16 protein-coding genes are annotated in these 19688 nt (G+C 42.6%); 8 read left to right on the top strand and 8 right to left on the bottom strand.

The features are described from left to right. Positions 1-59: 59 nt before the first annotated feature. The 3 genes from fruB (at position 60) to fruA (ending at position 3938) form a co-directional block, all read left to right on the top strand. A complete protein-coding gene (fruB, locus tag OCU77_RS09875) occupies positions 60-1178 on the top strand; it encodes a fused PTS fructose transporter subunit IIA/HPr protein (protein WP_048898552.1) in 1119 nt (372 codons plus the stop codon). Further along, positions 1178-2116: a 1-phosphofructokinase gene (pfkB, locus tag OCU77_RS09870; protein ID WP_048898553.1), complete on the top strand. Its 939-nt coding sequence runs from the start codon at positions 1178-1180 to the stop codon at positions 2114-2116. Before fruB ends, pfkB begins: the two co-directional genes overlap by 1 nt. Before the next feature lie 88 nt (positions 2117-2204). Further along, entirely contained in the window at positions 2205-3938 is a 1734-nt protein-coding gene (gene fruA / locus OCU77_RS09865; RefSeq protein WP_048898554.1) for a PTS fructose transporter subunit IIBC, read from the top strand. Between the two features lie 296 nt (positions 3939-4234). Here the strand turns inward: fruA and OCU77_RS09860 are convergent, their stop codons facing one another. Both OCU77_RS09860 and ppsR read right to left on the bottom strand, forming a co-directional pair. Then, positions 4235-4924 (bottom strand): hypothetical protein, encoded by a 690-nt coding sequence (locus tag OCU77_RS09860; RefSeq protein ID WP_048898555.1) that lies wholly within the window; start codon positions 4922-4924, stop codon positions 4235-4237. 259 nt (positions 4925-5183) lie between these two features. Beyond that, positions 5184-6017, bottom strand: coding sequence for a posphoenolpyruvate synthetase regulatory kinase/phosphorylase PpsR (gene ppsR / locus OCU77_RS09855; RefSeq protein ID WP_048898556.1), 834 nt, complete (start codon positions 6015-6017; stop codon positions 5184-5186). A gap of 222 nt (positions 6018-6239) precedes the next feature. Here ppsR and ppsA point away from each other — a divergent pair, with 222 nt between their 5' ends. Together ppsA and OCU77_RS09845 are read left to right on the top strand one after the other, a co-directional pair. After that, on the top strand, positions 6240-8573 hold the full coding sequence (ppsA, locus tag OCU77_RS09850) for a phosphoenolpyruvate synthase (protein ID WP_390624768.1): 2334 nt from the start codon (positions 6240-6242) through the stop codon (positions 8571-8573). Between the two features lie 207 nt (positions 8574-8780). Further along, the gene (locus OCU77_RS09845) at positions 8781-9206 is read left to right on the top strand and encodes a hypothetical protein (protein ID WP_048898558.1); all 426 of its coding nucleotides are present in this window, start codon (positions 8781-8783) and stop codon (positions 9204-9206) included. Positions 9207-9471: 265 nt separating this feature from the next. On the opposite strand, the gene OCU77_RS09840 is transcribed toward OCU77_RS09845, so the two are convergent. The 3 genes from OCU77_RS09840 to OCU77_RS09830 form a co-directional block, all read right to left on the bottom strand. Next, positions 9472-10083 (bottom strand): DJ-1/PfpI family protein, encoded by a 612-nt coding sequence (locus tag OCU77_RS09840; protein ID WP_053111802.1) that lies wholly within the window; start codon positions 10081-10083, stop codon positions 9472-9474. A 180-nt stretch (positions 10084-10263) separates the two neighbouring features. After that, a complete protein-coding gene (locus OCU77_RS09835; RefSeq protein ID WP_048898560.1) occupies positions 10264-11700 on the bottom strand; it encodes a glyceraldehyde-3-phosphate dehydrogenase in 1437 nt (478 codons plus the stop codon). A gap of 447 nt (positions 11701-12147) precedes the next feature. Beyond that, the gene (locus tag OCU77_RS09830; protein ID WP_048898561.1) at positions 12148-13272 is read right to left on the bottom strand and encodes an anhydro-N-acetylmuramic acid kinase; all 1125 of its coding nucleotides are present in this window, start codon (positions 13270-13272) and stop codon (positions 12148-12150) included. Positions 13273-13438: 166 nt separating this feature from the next. Here OCU77_RS09830 and OCU77_RS09825 point away from each other — a divergent pair, with 166 nt between their 5' ends. From OCU77_RS09825 to OCU77_RS09815, 3 genes are all read left to right on the top strand, one after another. Further along, positions 13439-14065 carry a PEP-CTERM sorting domain-containing protein gene (locus OCU77_RS09825; protein WP_048898562.1) on the top strand — a complete coding sequence of 209 codons (627 nt, stop codon included), beginning with the start codon at positions 13439-13441 and terminating at the stop codon, positions 14063-14065. Between the two features lie 277 nt (positions 14066-14342). Next, complete coding sequence (locus OCU77_RS09820) at positions 14343-15938, top strand: ABC-F family ATPase (protein WP_048898563.1); 1596 nt, start codon at positions 14343-14345, stop codon at positions 15936-15938. Between the two features lie 291 nt (positions 15939-16229). Next, positions 16230-16682, top strand: a complete 453-nt coding sequence (locus OCU77_RS09815; protein WP_048898564.1) for a YaiI/YqxD family protein — start codon at positions 16230-16232, stop codon at positions 16680-16682. Between the two features lie 77 nt (positions 16683-16759). On the opposite strand, the gene OCU77_RS09810 is transcribed toward OCU77_RS09815, so the two are convergent. The 3 genes from OCU77_RS09810 to OCU77_RS09800 form a co-directional block, all read right to left on the bottom strand. Next, positions 16760-17932, bottom strand: coding sequence for a ParB/Srx family N-terminal domain-containing protein (locus tag OCU77_RS09810; protein ID WP_107302468.1), 1173 nt, complete (start codon positions 17930-17932; stop codon positions 16760-16762). A 140-nt stretch (positions 17933-18072) separates the two neighbouring features. Beyond that, positions 18073-18546, bottom strand: a complete 474-nt coding sequence (locus tag OCU77_RS09805) for an NfeD family protein (protein ID WP_048898565.1) — start codon at positions 18544-18546, stop codon at positions 18073-18075. A 15-nt stretch (positions 18547-18561) separates the two neighbouring features. Then, the gene (locus tag OCU77_RS09800) at positions 18562-19506 is read right to left on the bottom strand and encodes an SPFH domain-containing protein (RefSeq protein ID WP_048898566.1); all 945 of its coding nucleotides are present in this window, start codon (positions 19504-19506) and stop codon (positions 18562-18564) included. Positions 19507-19688: the final 182 nt, after the last annotated feature.

Genomic DNA, 19688 nt, shown 5'->3' with positions numbered 1-19688 from the left:
ACAACGTGTAGTGACTGGCTTTCACTAAGTGCAGTACCAAAACGTAAGAGGATGAACACATGTTATCGCTTTCGACAAACGATATTCAGCTAGAGCAATCAGCCGACAATAAAGAACAAGCAATTAAGGCATTGGCGAGTGCCTTAGAACAAAGTGGACTTGTTGCGACAGGGTACGTGAATGGCATGCTAGCGCGTGAAGCTCAAAACTCTACCTTTTTAGGTAATGGTATTGCGATTCCACACGGTACGACAGACACACGAGGATTGGTTAATCAAACGGGTGTCAAAATTCATCATTTCCCGCAAGGTGTGAATTGGGGAGATGGAAAGACTGTTTATCTTGCCATTGGTATTGCCGCTAAATCTGATGAACATCTAGGGATCTTAAAACAACTGACTAAGGTTCTTTCCGCCGAGGGAGTTGAACTCAAACTAAAAGAGAGTAAGAGCGCCGAAGCGATTATTGCCATTTTGAATGGTGAGGCTCAAATCGATGCTGACTTTGATACTCAGTTAGTGCAGCTTGATTTTCCTGCGACGGATTTATTGCAATTGACCGCTGTCGCAGCGGGATTGATTAAAAACAAACAAGCGCTAGGTACAGATGGTGTTGCAAGCATGGTTGCTGCAGATCCAACGTATTTAGGCCAGGGTTTATGGTTAGCTAAAACAGATGTCGCCGTAACGCGTACGACCTTGTCTTTTGTTAAACCGTCACAGCCGTTTGAATACGATGGTCAGCCGGTTAATGCATTGCTGGCGGTTGCGGCTTGTAACAGTGCTCACGTACAAAATCTAAAACATTTAACAAGCCTGCTTTATAACCAGCAAGTGAATAAGTTACTCACGGCAGATAGCGATAAGGTTGTTTCACTGATAACGGAAGAAACGTTAGAGGGGTCAGAAGCGATATTTCAGATCCGCAACCCTCATGGTTTACATGCACGCCCTGGCGCTATGTTGGTAAGCACAGCAAAAGGGTTTGAATCGAATATTCTTGTTGCCAATCTCGATGGCGAAGGTAAGTCGGTGAATGCGAAAAGTTTAATGAAAGTGATAGCGTTAGGCGTCAAACATGGCCATAAATTACATTTTGTTGCACAAGGCGCAGATGCAGATGCTGCACTTGCTGCCATTGGAGAGGCTATCGCAAATGGTTTAGGGGAGGGCAAGTAATGTCTGTCACTAATCTTAAAGTTGTCACTGTTACTTTAAACCCTGCACTCGATTTAACGGGATCACTTGCGAGTTTAAATGCAGGTAGTGTGAACTTGATTAAGCAAGGGTCATTACACCCTGCTGGCAAAGGGGTGAATGTAGCAAAAGTGCTGGCGGAACTTGGCGCAGATGTCACGGTGACAGGCCTATTAGGTGCAGACAATCAAGAACCGTTTTGCCAGTTGTTTGAATCACTGGGTCTGAACGATGCTTTTGTTCGTGTAGCGGGTGCGACGCGCATCAACGTGAAAGTTGTTGAAGAGTCTGGACAAGTTACCGATCTTAATTTTCCTGGCGTGAATGTAACTGAAGCTGATATCGCTCGTTTCGAGCAAACACTGGTGACATTGGCACAAACCCATGATGTGTTTGTCCTGGCTGGTAGCTTGCCGCAGGGTGTCTCACCAGAGAAATGCGCCCAGTGGATCAGTATGTTGCAAGAGCAAGGTAAGCAAGTGCTGTTTGATAGCTCAAAAGCAGCATTAACGGCAGGGCTTGAAGCAACCCCTTGGCTGATTAAACCTAATGATGACGAACTTGCCGATTGGGCCGGTAAGCCGTTAACAACACTGACATCACTGACGGAAGTCGCAGAGCAATTATCGCAGCAAGGGATCAGAAATGTGGTTGTGTCACGCGGCGAACAGGGTGTTATGTGGCTAGATAAAAATGGCTGGCTAAGTGCTCGACCACCCAAAATGGATGTAGTGAGCACAGTAGGTGCGGGCGACACGCTTGTTGCTGGTATGTGTTGGGGTCATTTAAATCAGTGGAATAAAGAACAAACATTAACGTTTGCGACGGCTTTATCGGCGTTAGCTGTTGCACAAGTGGGTGTGGGCGTTAATAACCTAGAGCAAGTAGAGCAATGTATGGAACAAGTACAGCTCGCGTAGGGCGTTAGTTAGCTTTACACCAACAAATATTTATCCAGTAACGTAAATGTAATTACGTAAAAAGTAAAAGAATCAGAGGGTTTTGATAATGAAAGTAGCCATAGTGACAGCTTGCCCGAGCGGTATTGCAAATAGCGTCATCGCTGCAGGTTTGCTTGAAAAAGCAGCAGCAGAATTAAAGTGGACGGCCAATATTGAGTGTCAGTCGAGTGTTGTTAGTGGTGATACATTAACGGCTGACCAAATAGATGCAGCAGACTATGTCATTGTTGCCAGTAGCCGCGCCATTGACCTGAGCCGTTTTAAATCGAAAAAAGTATATCAGTCTGATATTGCGGCTTGTTTAGCATCGCCAAAAACATACTTAGAAAATGCGATTAACCAAGCTGAAACCTTGACTGTTATTCCACAAGTTGGAAAAAGCCGAAGCGCATCAAACACAGCAAAGAAAATTGTGGCAATCACCGCTTGTCCAACTGGTGTTGCGCATACCTTTATGGCGGCTGAAGCGCTTGAAGAAGAAGGTCAGCGCCTTGGCCACCACATTAAGGTTGAAACCCGTGGATCTGTTGGTGCGAAGAATCAACTGACTGAAGACGAAATTGCCGATGCCGATCTAGTAATTATTGCTGCTGATATCGAAATCGACATGGCGCGTTTTTCGGGTAAAAAAGTTTATAAAACCAGCACTGGACTTGCACTGAAGAAAACAAAGCAAGAGTTTGAAAATGCCTTTGCGAAAGGAGCGACCTATCAACACGATGCTAGCTCATCAAGTAATGCTAGCGCTTCAACTGAAAAAACAGGTGCATACAAACACTTGATGACGGGCGTCTCTCATATGTTACCGCTTGTTGTAGCTGGTGGCTTGTCGATTGCCTTGTCATTTGTATTCGGCATTGAAGCATTTAAAGAGGAAGGCACATTAGCCGCAGCTTTAATGACCATAGGTGGTGGTTCTGCATTTGCTTTGATGGTACCTGTCCTGGCGGGCTTTATTGCATTTTCTATTGCTGATCGCCCTGGTCTTGCTCCTGGTTTAATTGGTGGTATGTTAGCAAGCTCAACAGGGGCGGGCTTCCTTGGTGGTATCGTTGCGGGTTTCTTAGCGGGCTATAGCGCTAAGATGGTTGCCGATAATGTTAAGCTGCCACAGTCGATGGAAGCGCTTAAACCTATTTTGATTATTCCGCTTGCCGCGAGTTTAATCACAGGTCTGATCATGATTTATGTTGTTGGTGGCCCTGTGTCTGCTGCGATGACAGGCTTAACGGATTTCCTCAATAACATGGGTTCTGCAAACGCTGTACTATTGGGTATTATCCTTGGCTGTATGATGTGTTTCGACCTTGGTGGTCCTGTAAACAAAGCGGCTTATACTTTTGGTGTTGGCTTACTTGCATCACAAACTTATGCGCCAATGGCTGCAGTCATGGCTGCGGGCATGGTACCAGCATTAGGTATGGGTTTAGCCACTTTCCTTGCAAAACGTAAATTCAGTAATAGCGAGTCAGAAGCGGGTAAAGCATCGTTTGTGTTGGGCTTATGCTTTATTTCTGAAGGTGCGATTCCATTTGCGGCACGCGATCCAATGCGTGTAATCCCAAGTTGTATGGCGGGTGGTGCATTAACTGGTGCATTGTCTATGCTATTTGGTGCGAAACTGATGGCACCACATGGCGGCTTATTTGTGTTATTCATTCCAAATGCAATCACACCAGTCTTTATGTACTTGGTTGCGATTGCTGCTGGTACCTTAGTTACAGGCGTAACTTACGCATTCTTGAAACGTGCTGATGAAGCACAAACGGCAACAGCGTAACCGAGAAGAGACGCTGTGACTGGTCGAGCTTAAACAAAAGAAGCCCCGATATTGCTACGATATCGGGGCTATTTTTTGCCACCGCTGCCTACTTTATATAGTTCTGTATTCATCGAACACTATTCATTCTTTCCCCAAGCGCAACAGAGTTGCAAAGCACATCAAGAATAGGCGTAATCAATACAGCGAATGTTCGTAGGCTCTCCTTGCGTATTCAAAAAGCATTACTGCAAAAGCGCATTAGTTATTATTATCCCAAAGGTTTACTACTTTATTATTGTAATTCTTAAAGGTTTTTACTCTTCTGCTGCCATCAACAGCTCTTCACCATCTGTAATGAGTAGGTAAGACTTTCCAATTTCAAGTTGGCATATATCGATACTTTCAGGGCCAAAATACAAATCACCACTGCAGTTTTCGACTGTAATATAAGGGGTAACAACACCTTGTTTGGCTTCATTGATTGACACTGATGAAGTGGTAATAATTTGTGCATCTTTTTGACTAAACACACGGACCCGATATTCACCTGCAACATCTGAACGCGAACGTTTTAATGTACTTAGCTTAAAAAGTTTACTTTTCGCATCATCCAACCAAGCAACAACCCATAAATCTGCATTTTCACGAATGAGCATATTCTCTATTTCGGCTTGAATGCTCTTAGTGTTAGTGTCTTGGATACCCAATTGAATAGTTACGTTGTCACTCACATTCCAACGGTACATGTATGGCGTGACGTCTTTATCCATATTCTCCGTAGCTTTATTAGTGCTGGCAAAAAGATCACCTTCACTCAAAGTATTACGGATGTGGTAGTCAACAGCCTCATTCGTCGAATTGATAAAGTGCAAATCGGCTTGACGTGTGCGTGCTATTCCATCAACAGCGTTACTGACTGCGTCAATACCACTGTCTCCATCCCCTGAACCACCACAACCTAATAGCACAATAGGTAATGCTGTTAATAGCGCTGTTCTAAACATGTTAGAACCTCTTTTGTAATTATTTTATGAATCTAATGTAAGCATATTGCAAGATTGGACGGCTATTTGACGAATTCTGATGGAAAAATTGAACTTGTATTTAACTAATTGAAATAAAATTAAAAATAGAACTCTCATTCGTGAGAATGCTAAAAAGATGATACATATGAGAAATAAGTTTGATAAAGAAGTGGCAAAATTGACCACTTCTTTAGCTATTGAGGAGAAAGACGTGCTAGTTAATTCTCATCGAGAAATATCAGCACATACGGCGTTTTAAACCGCTTAACTCAAGTAATCGAGTCGAAATTTCTTCCACTGAGAGTGAGCTGGTATTCAGATAGGGGATAGCTTCACGGCGAAACATAGATTCCACTTTCCCAAGCTCGGTTTCACATTGACGCTGGCTAGCGTACTCACTGTCAGCCATACGCTCATGGCGAATCGTCTGTAATCGTTCTGGATCGATTGTTAAACCAAAGGTTTTATACCTATATGGTTCAATAGCTTGTGGAAGTTTAAGTCGTTTCATGTCCTCGGCAATGAAAGGGTAGTTGACAGCCCTAATACCAAATTGCATGGCAAGATATAAACTTGTAGGTGTTTTTCCGCAGCGAGAGACACCTAACAGGATAATATCTGCCTGATCAAGATTATTCAGTGAGATACCATCGTCATGAGCAAGGGTATATTCGATAGCCGCGATACGATCCATGTAACTAGCAGCGTCTTTATTGATGCTATGTGAGCGTTGTAATTTGGGCGCTGGCTCAAGGTTTAGGTCTTGGCGTAGTGGTTCAACAAGTACATTCAATACATCATAAAGTAATGCGTTGCTTTGCTCTAAAATTGACTTTACTTCAGGAACAACCACAGAATAAAAGACAATAGGTTGTACGCCAGAGTTTTTACCTGCTTGTTCTATAAGGTTTTTTACGTATTCTGCGCGTTCCGTCGTTTCAACAAATGGCAATGTCATTTGCTTTGTTTCTAGCGGAAATTGACCTAAAACAGCGTGTCCAAGGGTCTCAGATGTGATTGCAGTACCGTCAGAAACGTAAAATACGTCACGAAATTGAGTTTTGCGCTGCATAAAAAGTTGAATCCTTAAAATTATTTTGTAATCGTGTGGGCATCAGAGTTATTACAATAACCTAAAAAGGAATATCTACCATATCAACACCGCACCGTGTGTATTTTTTTGTGACTTAATGCAAACGTTTGCTTTGGTGGGTATACCCTGAATTACTGCTGTATCCAATTACAAGGAGACTTCCCCGTGCAACAGAATGTTGTTTGGTATGACGCTTTATCAATGAATGACGTTGACAAAGTAGGTGGAAAGAACGCATCACTCGGCGAGATGGTTGCTAATTTAGCAAACGCTGGTGTGAAGGTACCCAATGGTTATGCAACAACATCGTTTGCTTTTAATACTTTCTTAGAAGCTGATGGGTTGAATGATCGTATCTATCAGTTACTTGATAAGTTGGATGTTGAAGATGTAAACGCGCTGAAAGCGGCTGGTGAGACAATTCGTGGCTGGGTTCACGATGCGCCATTCCCTGCTGATTTAGAGGAAGATATTCGTCGGTGCTACGCTGAACTTGGCGAAGGTGACGAGATGCTATCTGTAGCGGTGCGCTCATCTGCAACAGCAGAAGATTTACCGGATGCTTCATTTGCAGGTCAACAAGAAACCTTCCTAAACGTACGTGGTATTGATTCTGTCATTGAAGCGGTTAAGCATGTATTTGCGTCTTTGTTTAACGACCGTGCAATTTCATACCGTGTACACCAAGGCTTTGAACATCAAGGTGTTGCACTCTCTGCAGGTATTCAGCGCATGGTACGTTCAGACAAAGCATCGTCAGGTGTTATGTTCACACTGGATACTGAATCTGGCTTCGACCAAGTTGTATTTATTACCTCTTCTTGGGGCCTGGGTGAAATGGTTGTTCAGGGTGCTGTTAACCCTGATGAGTTTTACGTTCATAAGCCAACCTTAGCGGCTGGAAATCCTGCTGTTGTGCGTCGTACCATTGGGTCAAAAATGATCAAAATGGTGTATGCCGAGGGTGAAGAGCTTGGTACGCAGGTTGACATTATCGATACGTCAGCAGAAGAACGTACTAAGTTCTCCTTGACGGATGCAGAAATTGAAGAGCTAGCAAAACAAGCATTGATCATCGAAAAACACTACGGTCGTCCGATGGACATCGAGTGGGCGAAAGATGGTGTGACTGGCGAACTATTGATTGTTCAGGCTCGTCCTGAAACAGTGCGATCTCGTGATGATCAAAATGTGATGGAGCGTTTTCACTTAAATGCTCAAGGACAAGCCATTATTGAAGGTCGCGCAATCGGCCAGCGTATTGGTACGGGTGTTGTTCGTGTCGTTACTAGCCTAGATCAAATGGATCAGGTTCAAGATGGTGACGTGTTAGTCGCTGACATGACAGACCCAGATTGGGAACCTGTGATGAAAAAAGCGTCGGCTATCGTCACAAACCGTGGTGGCCGTACTTGTCATGCTGCAATCATTGCACGTGAGTTAGGTATTCCTGCTGTGGTTGGCTGTGGTAAAGCCACCGAACAATTGCACGATGGTCAGCATGTAACGGTTTCTTGTGCGCAAGGTGAAACCGGCTTCATTTATGAAGGTGAGTTAGATTTCGAAGTTCGTCGCTCTGAAGTTGATTCATTACCTGACCTTCCTTTGAAAGTTATGATGAACGTGGGTAACCCGGACCGTGCTTTTGATTTCGCTTGTATTCCAAACGAAGGGGTTGGGCTTGCTCGTTTAGAGTTCATCATTAATAAAATGATCGGTATTCACCCGAAAGCTTTATTGAATTACGATCAGCAGTCTGATGAATTAAAAGCCGATATTGATCGCCGTATTGCGGGTTATGAAAGCCCTGTTGAGTTTTACATTCAAAAACTGACAGAAGGTATTTCAACTCTAGCTTCTGCATTCTGGCCAAAACGCGTTATTGTTCGTATGTCTGACTTCAAGTCAAACGAATATCGTAACTTGGTGGGTGGCGTTAACTTCGAACCTACAGAAGAAAACCCAATGCTTGGCTTCCGAGGTGCTTCGCGTTATGTCTCTGAACAATTCCAAGACTGTTTTGCTTTAGAGTGTGAAGCAATCAAGCGTGTTCGTAATAAGATGGGTCTGAAAAACGTTGAAATTATGATCCCATTCGTCCGCACAGTGAGCGAAGCCGCTTCGGTAATTGACCTACTGGCGAAGTTTGATCTACGCCGTGGTGAAGAAGGCCTTAAAGTCATCATGATGTGTGAGCTACCTTCTAACGCTATCTTGGCGGAAGATTTCTTGAAGTACTTTGATGGCTTCTCGATTGGCTCAAATGACATGACACAGCTTACGCTTGGTCTTGATCGAGATTCTGGTGAAATCGCCCACATGTTTGATGAGCGTAATGATGCTGTGAAAGCCATGCTTTCTATGGCGATCAAAGCAGCAAACAAGGCGGGCAAATACGTAGGTATTTGCGGGCAAGGGCCATCAGACCATGAGGACTTAGCGAACTGGTTAATGGAGCAGGGGATTGATTCTGTTTCGTTAAACCCTGATACCGTTGTTGAAACATGGCTACATCTAGGTAAGCAAGATGCTTAATTAGTTGAGAGTTATTAGAAAATAAACCCGCAGTGATGCGGGTTTTTTTATATCGATATTAACTCCATCAATTATCTTTTTTCCTCGTACAGATTTACATGCAGAAAGTTGATCTTAATTACGACTTGGCATATAAAGAGGTAACCGATGACTTACTTCATGATTATATTAATTTTTTCAAACCTTTAATAACATGGAGAAAAGAAGGTGGTTAAGGCAAAATCAGAAGGAAAACGTTGGATCGATGTGGTGCTATTTCGCCATGTTTACAGTGATGCCGATTTTGATATTACTTCACGCGATCTGGTTGTTAGAGGTGATAGCTATAAGTTAAGTAAGATAAAACAGCTGCAAATACGTAAGTTAAGTGTAAAAGATAATCTCGTTCGGTTAGCGTCAATTGTATTTGCCTTGTCCGCTGCAACGTGGGCTTTTGTACCTCAATTTGGCTTTTTGGCACTCATAGCTTCGTCGTTTATCGCACTGCTATCATTTAAGAAATACGAATTGCGTGCGGAGTTTCGAGGGTGTGATGAAACTGGTGACCAATGGGTATCACTTGTACGTTGCTGCACCAAAAATGAGTACAGTACGTTGAAAGAAATCTATTCGAGCGTTCAGCCAAAGCTATAACTAAAAGCCGCTCTGAATAGCCAGAGCGGCAAATAGGCAAGAGGTTTAGTTATTATACCAACTTCATTTATTATCAAATCATTCTGCTGGTTAAATGCATTAATTACAGCGCTATAGATTTTGTTGTCAGCAAACTAGCTCGTTGCAACCTATGTCTAATTTTAAGCGTTTGTTCCGCTCGGTGGTTACAACACCATTACCTCTTGCCAAAGCCAAGCTATTTAGTTACCTGAATGCAGCTGAGACTCATGAGGGGGAGCAATGTTTAGTTATTTGTTAGGCATGCATACGGGTCATTGTTAGCATCATCATTCCAGTGGTATTCGGTAATGGCTTCGATCCTTTTTGCTTCATCATAACCAAATGTTTCTGCAATATAAGCCAGAGAAGCATCGATCCCTGCTGACACGCCAGATGAGGTTAAGAACCTTGCGTCATTTACCCAGCGTGCTTTAGCTTGCCATAAAACCTGAGGGTTAAGCGAGGTAACCCACTGGTAAGCCAACTTGTTAGTTGTTGCTGAAACGCCATCAAGAACCCCTGCTTTTGCCAGTAGGGCTGAGCCAGTACAGACAGAAAATACTTTTTCTGATACAGCCGTTTGAGATTTGATCCAATTAATAACCTTCGGATTATTGACTTCCGTTCTTGTACCTAGGCCACCGACTGTCATAAACAACTGACATGGAATGGTATTCTCAATTTGGCTATTACAATAAAGCATGGTTCCTTGTGAGCTTTTAGCCATTTCTTTTTCTGAAACAATGAGAATTTTTGTATTCGGGGCATGCCCTAACATTTCAATTGGCCCATGTAGATCGAGTGTTTCATAGTCATCAAATACTAATGCGACTATCAGGTGGGTTTTATGTGTCATGGTTCGCCCAAATTTAATCATAAAGAGTTAAGTATGAGGATGTGCTGGGCTTGGTGCATTGTTTGATGTCAACTTACTTGAAGTTGCTGATGGTTTTCGTTAACTAAAATGAAAAAACCGCTCTGAATATTCAGAGCGGTAAAAAGGCAAGAGGTTTAGCGATTATTATAGTGTAATGTCTTACTTGGCTGGATACGTTTTGTAACGCACACCCATCATTTGCTCCATACAATGTACAACTTGGCAGCTATAACCAAATTCGTTATCGTACCAAATGTACAGAACGCAGCGATTGTCTTGCGCTATGGTTGCAACCCCATCCACAACCCCTGCGACACGTGAACCAACAATATCGCTTGATACAACTTCTGTTGAATCTGTGAAGTCAATTTGACCAGAAAGCGGCGAGTTAAGTGCCATTTCACGAAGGTACTGGTTCATTTGCTCTGCGGTGACATTCTCGTTAAGGTTCAGGTTAGCAACAGCCATTGAAACGTTAGGAGTCGGAACACGAATTGAGTTTCCTGATAGCTTACCTGCAAGTTCAGGTAGCGCTTTAGCAACGGCTTTAGCTGCACCTGTAGAAGTCAGTACCATATTCAGAGATGCAGAACGACCGCGTCTATCACCTGAATGGAAATTATCGATCAGGTTTTGATCATTGGTGTATGAGTGTACGGTTTCAATGTGGCCAGATACCACGCCATATTTATCGTTTACAGCTTTCAGCACAGGTGTGATTGCATTTGTTGTACAGCTCGCTGCTGAAATAATGGTGTCTTCAGGCAGAATAACGGATTCATTTACACCAAATACGATATTTTTGATGTCACCTTTGCCCGGTGCAGTGAGTAGTACTTTACTTGTACCAGGGCACGCGAGGTGATTACCTAAGCCTTCGCTGTCTCGCCAAATACCCGTGTTATCAACGACAAGTGCGTTGTTGATGCCATATTGGGTGTAATCAACATCAGCAGGGCTATTCGCATAAATCACTTGAATGAAGTTACCATTCACTATGATGGCTTTACGCTCTTCATCAATGGTGATGCTGCCATTGAACGGGCCATGTACTGAATCACGACGAAGTAAGCTCGCACGTTTTTCTAAATCACCTTGCTTACCGCCACGAACAACGATTGCTTTTAGGCGAAGAGGGTAACCTGCACCACTTTTTTCAATAAGCAGTCGAGCTAAAAGGCGCCCAATACGACCAAAGCCGTAGAGTACAACATCACGAGATTCCAGTGATTGGGTGCTGCTTAGTGATTCCGCTAATGCGGTTTGAAGGAAGTCTTTTAAACCGTTTTCATCATCTTGATTCTTCCAATAATCGTAAGCAAGTTGACCGACATCGATTCGACAAGGTGATAAATCTAACTCAGTCATTTGCTGAATCAGTGGAAGCGTTTGAGCTGGGGACAAAGCTTCACCAGTGTACTTACGTGCCACACGGTGTGCTTTGATAATATCGACAGTTGAAGCGTTAACCAATTGACGACCAAACAGTAAGATTTCGACACCTTTCTGTCGGTACAGTTGACCAAGAAGTGGTGAGATGGATTCTGAATTCGTTTGGCTAGTTTGCCAATCAAGAAGGTATTTTTCCGGACTCATCTTTACTAGGACCTTTCACGTTTTTTGGGGGAATGAAGCAGGTGGGAACCTGCAAGAAGCTATGTTGTTTTTATGACTGAAAGTGTAACGTTTGCGTCGTTTTTAACCTAGTAAAATTAAGCGTTTATAATTGTGATCCGAGGCTGTTTTATCCCGTGATCAGACTCGCAAATTATTTTTGTGTAACGTCTTTTTTGTGCTGTAAAAACAGACTTAATTCTCGTTATTTATTTAATAAAAAATACTATTTTTCATAGGCTTGAATTTTGTGAGGGGAATTTAAAATGGCGAATTCAACAGTGTTAACTGACAAAATTGTCCATATGAGGGGTTAGTACGTGTTTGGCAAGCAAGAGGCTGGGTTTCATAAGAAAGGAAAAATAAGGAAGTAAGGCTACCTAAAGAGTGAATAGCCTTAATTACATTTTTATCGTTAAGGTAATAACGTTACGCGGGATATATCGCGCCGAGTGCAACGGCATTACTTGCACCTGTTACATCGGGCAGGTTACCGGGAAGTTGATGCATGGTCCTGTAGGCTAACCACGCAAAAGCCATTGCTTCCATGTTGTCACTATCAACGCCACGTTCTGTTGTACTCAGGATCTGCCACTGCGGCAACGCTGATTGAAGCCGAGCGATCAAGAGTGGGTTATGTACACCACCACCACACACTAATAATTCATTAGGAAGTGTTGGGTGAGTATAAGTACGTACATCATTAGCGATAGTTTGGGCAGTAAATTCAACCAACGTAGCTTGTACATCCTGTGGTGAGATAAGGAGCTGCTCCTCCGCGGTTAAATCATTGAGATGCTTTTGCAACCAAGGAAGGTTAAAGAGTTCACGCCCAGTACTTTTTGGGGCTGATAACGTAAGGAATGGCTCAGTGAGTAGACGGGCTAAAAGTTTAGCGTTGATAGTTCCGGTTAATGCCCATTGTGCATCTTTGTCATACGCTTGATCATGATGTTGTGCTATCCATGCGTCCATCAGCATATTCCCAGGGCCAGTGTCGTAACCAACAACGTGCTGATCTGGCCGCAATACCGTAATATTTGAAATACCACCGATGTTTAAAATAACACGCGATATTTTTGAGTTGCTAAATAACTGTTGATGAAAAGCGGGCACTAACGGGGCGCCTTGCCCACCAAAGGCCATATCTTTACGTCTAAAGTCTGCGATGGTGCAAATGCCTGTTTTTGCAGAAATGATATTGGCATCACCGAGTTGCATCGTAAAAGCGTATTCACATTCAGGAGCATGAAATACAGTTTGCCCATGACTACCAATAGCCTTGACTGTATCTGATGGTATTTTTGCTTTAGCTAGAAGTGCGATAACGGCATCGGCAAACAAGTGGCCTAATCGATGATCGAGTTCGCCTATCGTTTGAAGGTTCGTTGGCTGACCAAGACAAACTTCAAGCAATGAACGTTTCAAGTTTTCACCCATAGGAAAACTGATTGATTCAACTAAACGTGTATGTGTTGAGTCTATTTCCACGAGAACGGCATCAACGCCATCCATACTGGTGCCAGACATGAGGCCTATGTATTTTTCAGTCATTGCTTGATACCTGCTAGAGACGTAGAAAACGTCAGTATATTTTACACATTGTAGAGTATTGTCTCGTAACTATATTTCAACTTGTTGAAAATGAAGATTAAAAAAAGGTGGTATCTCTCTTGCTTACTCTAGTGTGCAACTTCTTAATAACACTTGAGGGATTATCATGAAAAAGTTAACTATTGCAGCTTTAGTTACATCTTCACTATTGGCAGCTAATGCAAGTGCAAGCATTGTTATGGTCACGGATCCTGGGACATCATCTAAAGGTAATTCAGCACAAATTATTGCAGCACCAAATGCAGTTACAAACTCAACTGTATCTAATTTAGGTCAGCAAGGGTTTAATGAGCAGCAACTTGTCTCTTTAGGATCGGACCTTTTAGTTGATGGCGGAAGTATTGTTTCAGGTACTAATGTTGCTAGTCATATGATTTTCTTGAATAATCCTAATGGTAATAATAGTCTGAATTCACATGAGAATGTTGTGTGGGAATTTAGCAGTAATATTTTAGGTGTTATGTCAGATTCTGGCGGTACTTTAGAAGCTGCAAGCTCTGCTTTACTAGGTGCTACTGGTACGACTTACCCTAGCGCATTTGGTGCTCGTGGATTTGAGGGGCCGGATAATTATATTATTGATGGTAACAAACTCACGGTTTCTATGTATGTGACACAACCGGGTGACTGGATTCGTGTTATTACCGATGTGCCAGAGCCTGCATCAATGGCGCTATTTGGCTTAGGTTTAATGGGGTTAGGTTTCTCTCGCCGTCGTAAAAACCAAGCATAATCAAACAATAGCCTCTTAAATACTCTTTACTCTGTTTGATTTATAGAAGCCGTTGCACTTGTGCAGCGGTTTTAGTTTATCGTTCGAATTGGGGGTGATGCAGCTCACGAATTCTGTTATAATGCGCGCCATTATCACTAAGTCATGGCAAGAACGCTCTCAGAAGTAATGAGAAATATCTTTGTTCTGCGTACTTAGGTGAACATACAAATTGAAGCTGCCACCATAATGGCAGCTTTTTTAATGCTTGATACATCAATCAATTTGGAACAGTACATTGATTTCTACAGCTAACATTACGATGCAGTTTGGCGATAAGCCATTGTTTGAAAACATTTCAGTTAAATTCGGTGGCGGTAACCGTTACGGCCTTATCGGTGCGAATGGCTGTGGTAAGTCAACGTTCATGAAAATCCTTGGCGGTGAATTAGAGCAATCAGCCGGTACTGTTTCATTAGACCCAAACGAGCGTATGGCGAAGTTAGGTCAGGATCAGTTTGCTTTTGAAGAGTACTCAGTTGTTGATACCGTTATCATGGGTCACAAAGAGCTTTGGAAAGTAAAAGAAGAACGTGACCGTATTTATGCATTGCCAGAAATGACAGACGAAGATGGTATGCGTGTTGGTGATCTTGAGACTGAGTTCGCTGAAATGGATGGCTACTCGGCAGAAGCTCGCGCGGGTGAGCTCCTATTAGGTCTTGGTATCCCTGAATCACAGCATTTTGGTTTAATGAGCGAAGTTGCTCCTGGCCTTAAAGTTCGTGTACTTCTTGCTCAAGTTTTATTCGCTGATCCTGAAGTTATGCTTCTTGACGAACCAACGAACAACTTGGACATCCACACTATTAGCTGGCTTGAAGAGATCCTATTAGCGCGTAACTGCACTATGATCATCATCTCGCACGACCGCCACTTCCTAAACAGTGTTTGTACACACATGGCTGACTTGGACTATGGTGAACTTCGCCTATTCCCAGGTAATTATGATGAATACATGATGGCTGCTGAGCAGGCTCGTGAACAGCTGCATGCCGACAACGCGAAGAAGAAAGCACAGATTGCTGAACTACAAACGTTCGTAAGCCGTTTCTCTGCTAACGCATCTAAAGCGAAACAAGCAACTTCTCGTCAGAAGCAACTTGATAAAATTCAATTGAGCGAAGTGAAGGCATCAAGTCGCCAATCTCCGTTCATTCGTTTTGATCAGGAAAAACCACTTTTCCGTAATGCATTAGAAGTTGAAGGTCTAAAACAAGGCTACGGCGAGAACATTTTGATCAATGGTGTAAACCTAATGGTTGAAGTGGGTGAGCGTATCGCTATCATCGGTGAGAATGGTATCGGTAAATCAACATTCCTAAACACCCTAGCGGGTGCAATGGAACCAATGGAAGGTATGGTTAAGTGGTCTGAAAACCACAACATTGGCTTCTATGCTCAGGATCATAGCACTGATTTCGAACAAGATATGACATTGCTTGATTGGATGGGTCAGTGGAAAAACGAAGGTGATGACGAGCAAGTTGTTCGTGGTATCCTTGGTCGTATGCTGTTCTCGCAAAACGACATTAAGAAATCAGTTAAAGTGATCTCAGGTGGTGAGCAAGGCCGTATGTTGTTTGGTAAGCTAATCATGCAAAAGCCAAACATTCTACTAATGGATGAACCAACAAACCACATGGATATGGAGTCAATTGAAGCACTTAACTTAGCGCTTGAAAACTTCAAAGGTACCTTGATGTTTGTATCTCATGACCGTCAATTTGTATCATCAATTGCAACGCGTATTATTGAAATCACTAAAGACGGTGTTGAAGACTTCCACGGTTCTTACGATGAATACTTACGTAAGCAAGGCCTAACGGGCTAACTATTGTTTGTGGAATAAAAGCCGCCGCTAAGGCGGCTTTTTTCTATCAGGCTTAAAGCTATTAGATGAGTAATACCAATCTAACTAAGTAACTGATCGTTCTTGCTGGTTAAAATCAATGATAACTGCGTTATAGATTTTGTAGATAGAACAACTAGCTATCTGCAATCTACGCCTTGTTTCAGTGCTTTTTCCTGCGCAATCACCTGACCATTTACTTACCCATATTGGTATAACATCGTTAACTGGGTTTTGATAAACCATATCTATTCAACTTTTTAGGAGAATCAGATGAAAATTTGGGTGGATGCAGATGCGTGTCCAAATGTAATTAAAGAAATTTTATTTCGAGTGGCTAACCGTGTCGGTGTACCTGTTACGCTGGTGGCAAATCACTATGTCCGTGTACCGCCATCACCACACATCCGTTCTTTACAAGTGGAAAGTGGCTTTGATGTTGCGGATGATTTTATTGTGCAGCAGGTTGAAGCGGGTGATCTTGTTATTACCGCAGATATTCCTTTAGCTGATGAGATCATTACTAAAGATGGGCATGCACTCAATCCACGTGGTGAGCTATATACCAAAGAAACGATTAAGCAGCGCCTACAAATGCGCGACTTTATGGATACGATGCGTAGTTCAGGTGTCCAGACTGGTGGGCCGCCACCGCTTAGTCAATCAGATCGCCAGAATTTTGCGAATAAGCTAGATACCTTTATCGTTAAAAACTTTAAAAAATAGTGCGAATGTCAAAGTAATAACGAGCTTAACTTCAGCTCGTTATTACTAGTAGGCTTTGAATGTCTTGCCGTACGCTTCTATTTATCATCCTCTTTTGTTCCATTCGTTTTTTCCTTTTCCTTGTTGCTACTTTCTGTTGATGCTTGCTTTGCTTTTTCTTGTTCTTCTAAGAGCTTTTTAGGCGTGGATTTCTTCTTCTTTTCAATTCGGTACTCAGTCGCGAAATACCATTCTGATTTTTTGCTGGTCAGCATGGTTTCTAGTGCTTTTGAGTCGACTTCTGAAAATTGTCCCATGGCGGTTGCTGGTAAATCGGTTTTACCAACTTTTTCATCGCTTGCAAGATCCACCATGACAGTTGCAGCTTCTGCTAATGCAGCAGCATATTCATCACGGCTGTTAAAGTTGTAGTCGTCAGCATTCATTTTTTCTCGTAAGGTGAGAGACCATTGCAAAGCGAGGTAAGGTACGCGTTGATAAGGTGCTTTAGTATTCGGATCTTTTTTCTTTTGGGGTAAGTCGTAACTAATGCCCTGCAAGAAATAGGCGAGGGATAAGTACTTATCTTCTTTTAGCTGTTTCGACCCAATGTAATCAGGTAGATCGGATGGGGAGATCTTTTTGCCTTTATGGTTATATAACCAGACCTCGTTGTCGTTATTCATTTCTGGCCAGAAATCATCACCTGAACCCAGTAAATTAAACGTGACTTTGAGTTTTATCGGTACGCTGGTTCCGCCATTAGGCATATCCCAAAAACTGGAAAGTATATGATGTTGGGTGGTGAGGTAAAGCAGCCCTTCTTCGGGGCCAACAATGACGCTGGCTAAGTCACTCGTTTGCGAACCCAGCTTTTTAGAGCAAGTATAACTTTCGAGATCTGTCGGTGAGGAGTTTTCATCCCACTTCTTCAGTTTGCCACCGCCATTCAATTTACACAGCGCGCCAAAAATATTCTTTTCATTTTTTTTGTAATGGTAAAGCAGGGCATATTCTTTGTCATAGCTCATTACAGCTTGAGTTGGTAATAGCTGGTCGAGTGTGACGGTGATGATGTCGCCATCAACGAGTTGACTATAAGAAATTTTTTCTGCGTGTGTTGAAAACGACAATAAAGACAAAAATAGAGTCAGTACACATAAAGGAAAGCGTACTGCTTGTTTTAAAAATAGGCATAACTGATCGTGCTGATCTGAAAGCCAGCGAGGTAAAAATACGTGTTTAATATACACGGTATGATCAGCAGCCATAATTGAGACCTTTATTGCGTGAACTGCTGTCAGTTTAGCAAAACTCTAAAGAGCAGGAGAGAAAAGGGGAGAGAGTCTAAATAACGAGGCGGTGTTATAGGTTAACACCGCCGAATGAAGTAAGGTTAATTGCTACTCGTTTAACAGGCTTTGACGGTAAACTTACCTACTGCAACGCTAACAACTTTTACTGTGCTTCCTGCCGGTAGGTTTTGTGCATGTGAAGCTGGATCGATCAACAACTGCCACTGGATACCCGAGTGCTTGACATACACTGGTGCATCTTGCGCACTTAGTGTCGCATCCAAGGTAAAAGTTAGCCCCATAAAGTCACTGTGAACATTATTCGTTTCAACTTTATTTTGCTGTAAGCGCTTTAATGGCTTCCACAGTAAAACCGTGATAAGACCTGCACTAATCCCCGTAGCGCTAACAAGACTTAAGAATGTCTCTGGCAGTATGCCTGCCCATGCCAAACCACCAACAAGCACAGCGGCAACACCGACGGCTAATAGTACTATGGTTGATAAGCCTAATATCAGTGTTTCGATAGAGAGTAAGATCAAGCCAATAATGATAGTTAACTGCGCAGGGCTAATACCAAAAACATCCATACGAATTACCTCAAATTACTTAGTTTGATTCAGCTTATTAATGATTGTCATTGCCTCTGCAACCATAGTTGAAGCATTTGACTGGTTGTCTGGAAGCAAAACAATGGAAGACTCTTTGGCAATCGCTAGTTTTGCATCAATCGCTTTGCCCGCAAGTTCTAATTGGATTGCTTTCTGTCCTTCTTCAGTCGATGCAGTACGACCAACCACTTCAATCGCTTCAGCCTGTGCCTGCGCAACGGCTAAAATTGCTTGCGCTTCACCTTCTGCTTTTAATACCTGTTCTGAACGCTCAGCTTCTGCTGCTAATACGCGAGCTTGTTTTTCACCTTCCGCGATATTGATATCAGATTGGCGTTGACCTTCAGATTCTAAGATAACCGCGCGTTTTTCACGCTCAGCCTTCATCTGGCGTTCCATTGCATCGAGTACAGAGCGCGGTGGCTCAATGTCTTTGATCTCGTAGCGCAGTACCTGTACACCCCAAGGTTCAGAGGCTTCGTTGATAGAAGATACAATCGCAGTATTGAGGTTTTCGCGTTCTTCAAAGGTTTTATCTAATTCTAGTTTACCCACTTCACTACGCATGGTTGTTTGCGCTAATTGAGTTACTGAAAATACATAGTCATCAACACCGTAGCAGGCTTTTGCTGGATCAAGCACCTTCAGGTAGAGGACACCATCTACAACTAAGGAGATATTGTCTTTCGTGATAGCAGACTGTTGAGGAACATCGTAAGCCTGTTCTTTCAAAGAGCGCGTATAAGCAATGCGATCAATAAAAGGAACAATAAAGTTTAAACCTGCTTCCATCGTCTTGTTGTACTTACCAAAACGCTCAACAATAAAGGCTGAATTTTGCGGTACAAATTTAACCGAAGAACGGATGAAAATGATGATAAAGATGGCGAGAAATATCCAGCCATTAAATAAGTTAGGTAATAGTTCGATAATGTCCATATTGACTCTTCTAATAATAAATTGAATTGCGTTTTATTACTTTACCGAAAAGATGGACATGAGGTCTAGTTAAGTAGGCGATTTTGTTAAGAAACGCGAGCAAAATAGTGTAAGAAGATCTTGGCAAATTGCAGTGATGAATAAAAGCGAAAGTGCCAAGATATAGTAAGGGATTATCGAAA

This window comes from Photobacterium swingsii, assembly GCF_024346715.1.
GTDB classification, from domain to species: domain Bacteria; phylum Pseudomonadota; class Gammaproteobacteria; order Enterobacterales; family Vibrionaceae; genus Photobacterium; species Photobacterium swingsii.
The sequence above is the reverse complement of the archived record's forward strand: the minus strand, read 5'-3'. Positions and strand labels throughout refer to the sequence as shown.

Coding starts and splice junctions, on each gene's coding strand:
- fruB (WP_048898552.1), top strand. CDS start 60: ATGTTATCGCTTTCGACAAACGATATTCAGCTAGAGCAATCAGCCGAC.
- pfkB (WP_048898553.1), top strand. CDS start 1,178: ATGTCTGTCACTAATCTTAAAGTTGTCACTGTTACTTTAAACCCTGCA.
- fruA (WP_048898554.1), top strand. CDS start 2,205: ATGAAAGTAGCCATAGTGACAGCTTGCCCGAGCGGTATTGCAAATAGC.
- OCU77_RS09860 (WP_048898555.1), bottom strand. CDS start 4,924: ATGTTTAGAACAGCGCTATTAACAGCATTACCTATTGTGCTATTAGGT.
- ppsR (WP_048898556.1), bottom strand. CDS start 6,017: ATGCAGCGCAAAACTCAATTTCGTGACGTATTTTACGTTTCTGACGGT.
- ppsA (WP_390624768.1), top strand. CDS start 6,240: ATGAATGACGTTGACAAAGTAGGTGGAAAGAACGCATCACTCGGCGAG.
- OCU77_RS09840 (WP_053111802.1), bottom strand. CDS start 10,083: ATGACACATAAAACCCACCTGATAGTCGCATTAGTATTTGATGACTAT.
- OCU77_RS09835 (WP_048898560.1), bottom strand. CDS start 11,700: ATGAGTCCGGAAAAATACCTTCTTGATTGGCAAACTAGCCAAACGAAT.
- OCU77_RS09830 (WP_048898561.1), bottom strand. CDS start 13,272: ATGACTGAAAAATACATAGGCCTCATGTCTGGCACCAGTATGGATGGC.
- OCU77_RS09825 (WP_048898562.1), top strand. CDS start 13,439: ATGAAAAAGTTAACTATTGCAGCTTTAGTTACATCTTCACTATTGGCA.
- OCU77_RS09815 (WP_048898564.1), top strand. CDS start 16,230: ATGAAAATTTGGGTGGATGCAGATGCGTGTCCAAATGTAATTAAAGAA.
- OCU77_RS09810 (WP_107302468.1), bottom strand. CDS start 17,932: ATGGCTGCTGATCATACCGTGTATATTAAACACGTATTTTTACCTCGC.
- OCU77_RS09805 (WP_048898565.1), bottom strand. CDS start 18,546: ATGGATGTTTTTGGTATTAGCCCTGCGCAGTTAACTATCATTATTGGC.
- OCU77_RS09800 (WP_048898566.1), bottom strand. CDS start 19,506: ATGGACATTATCGAACTATTACCTAACTTATTTAATGGCTGGATATTT.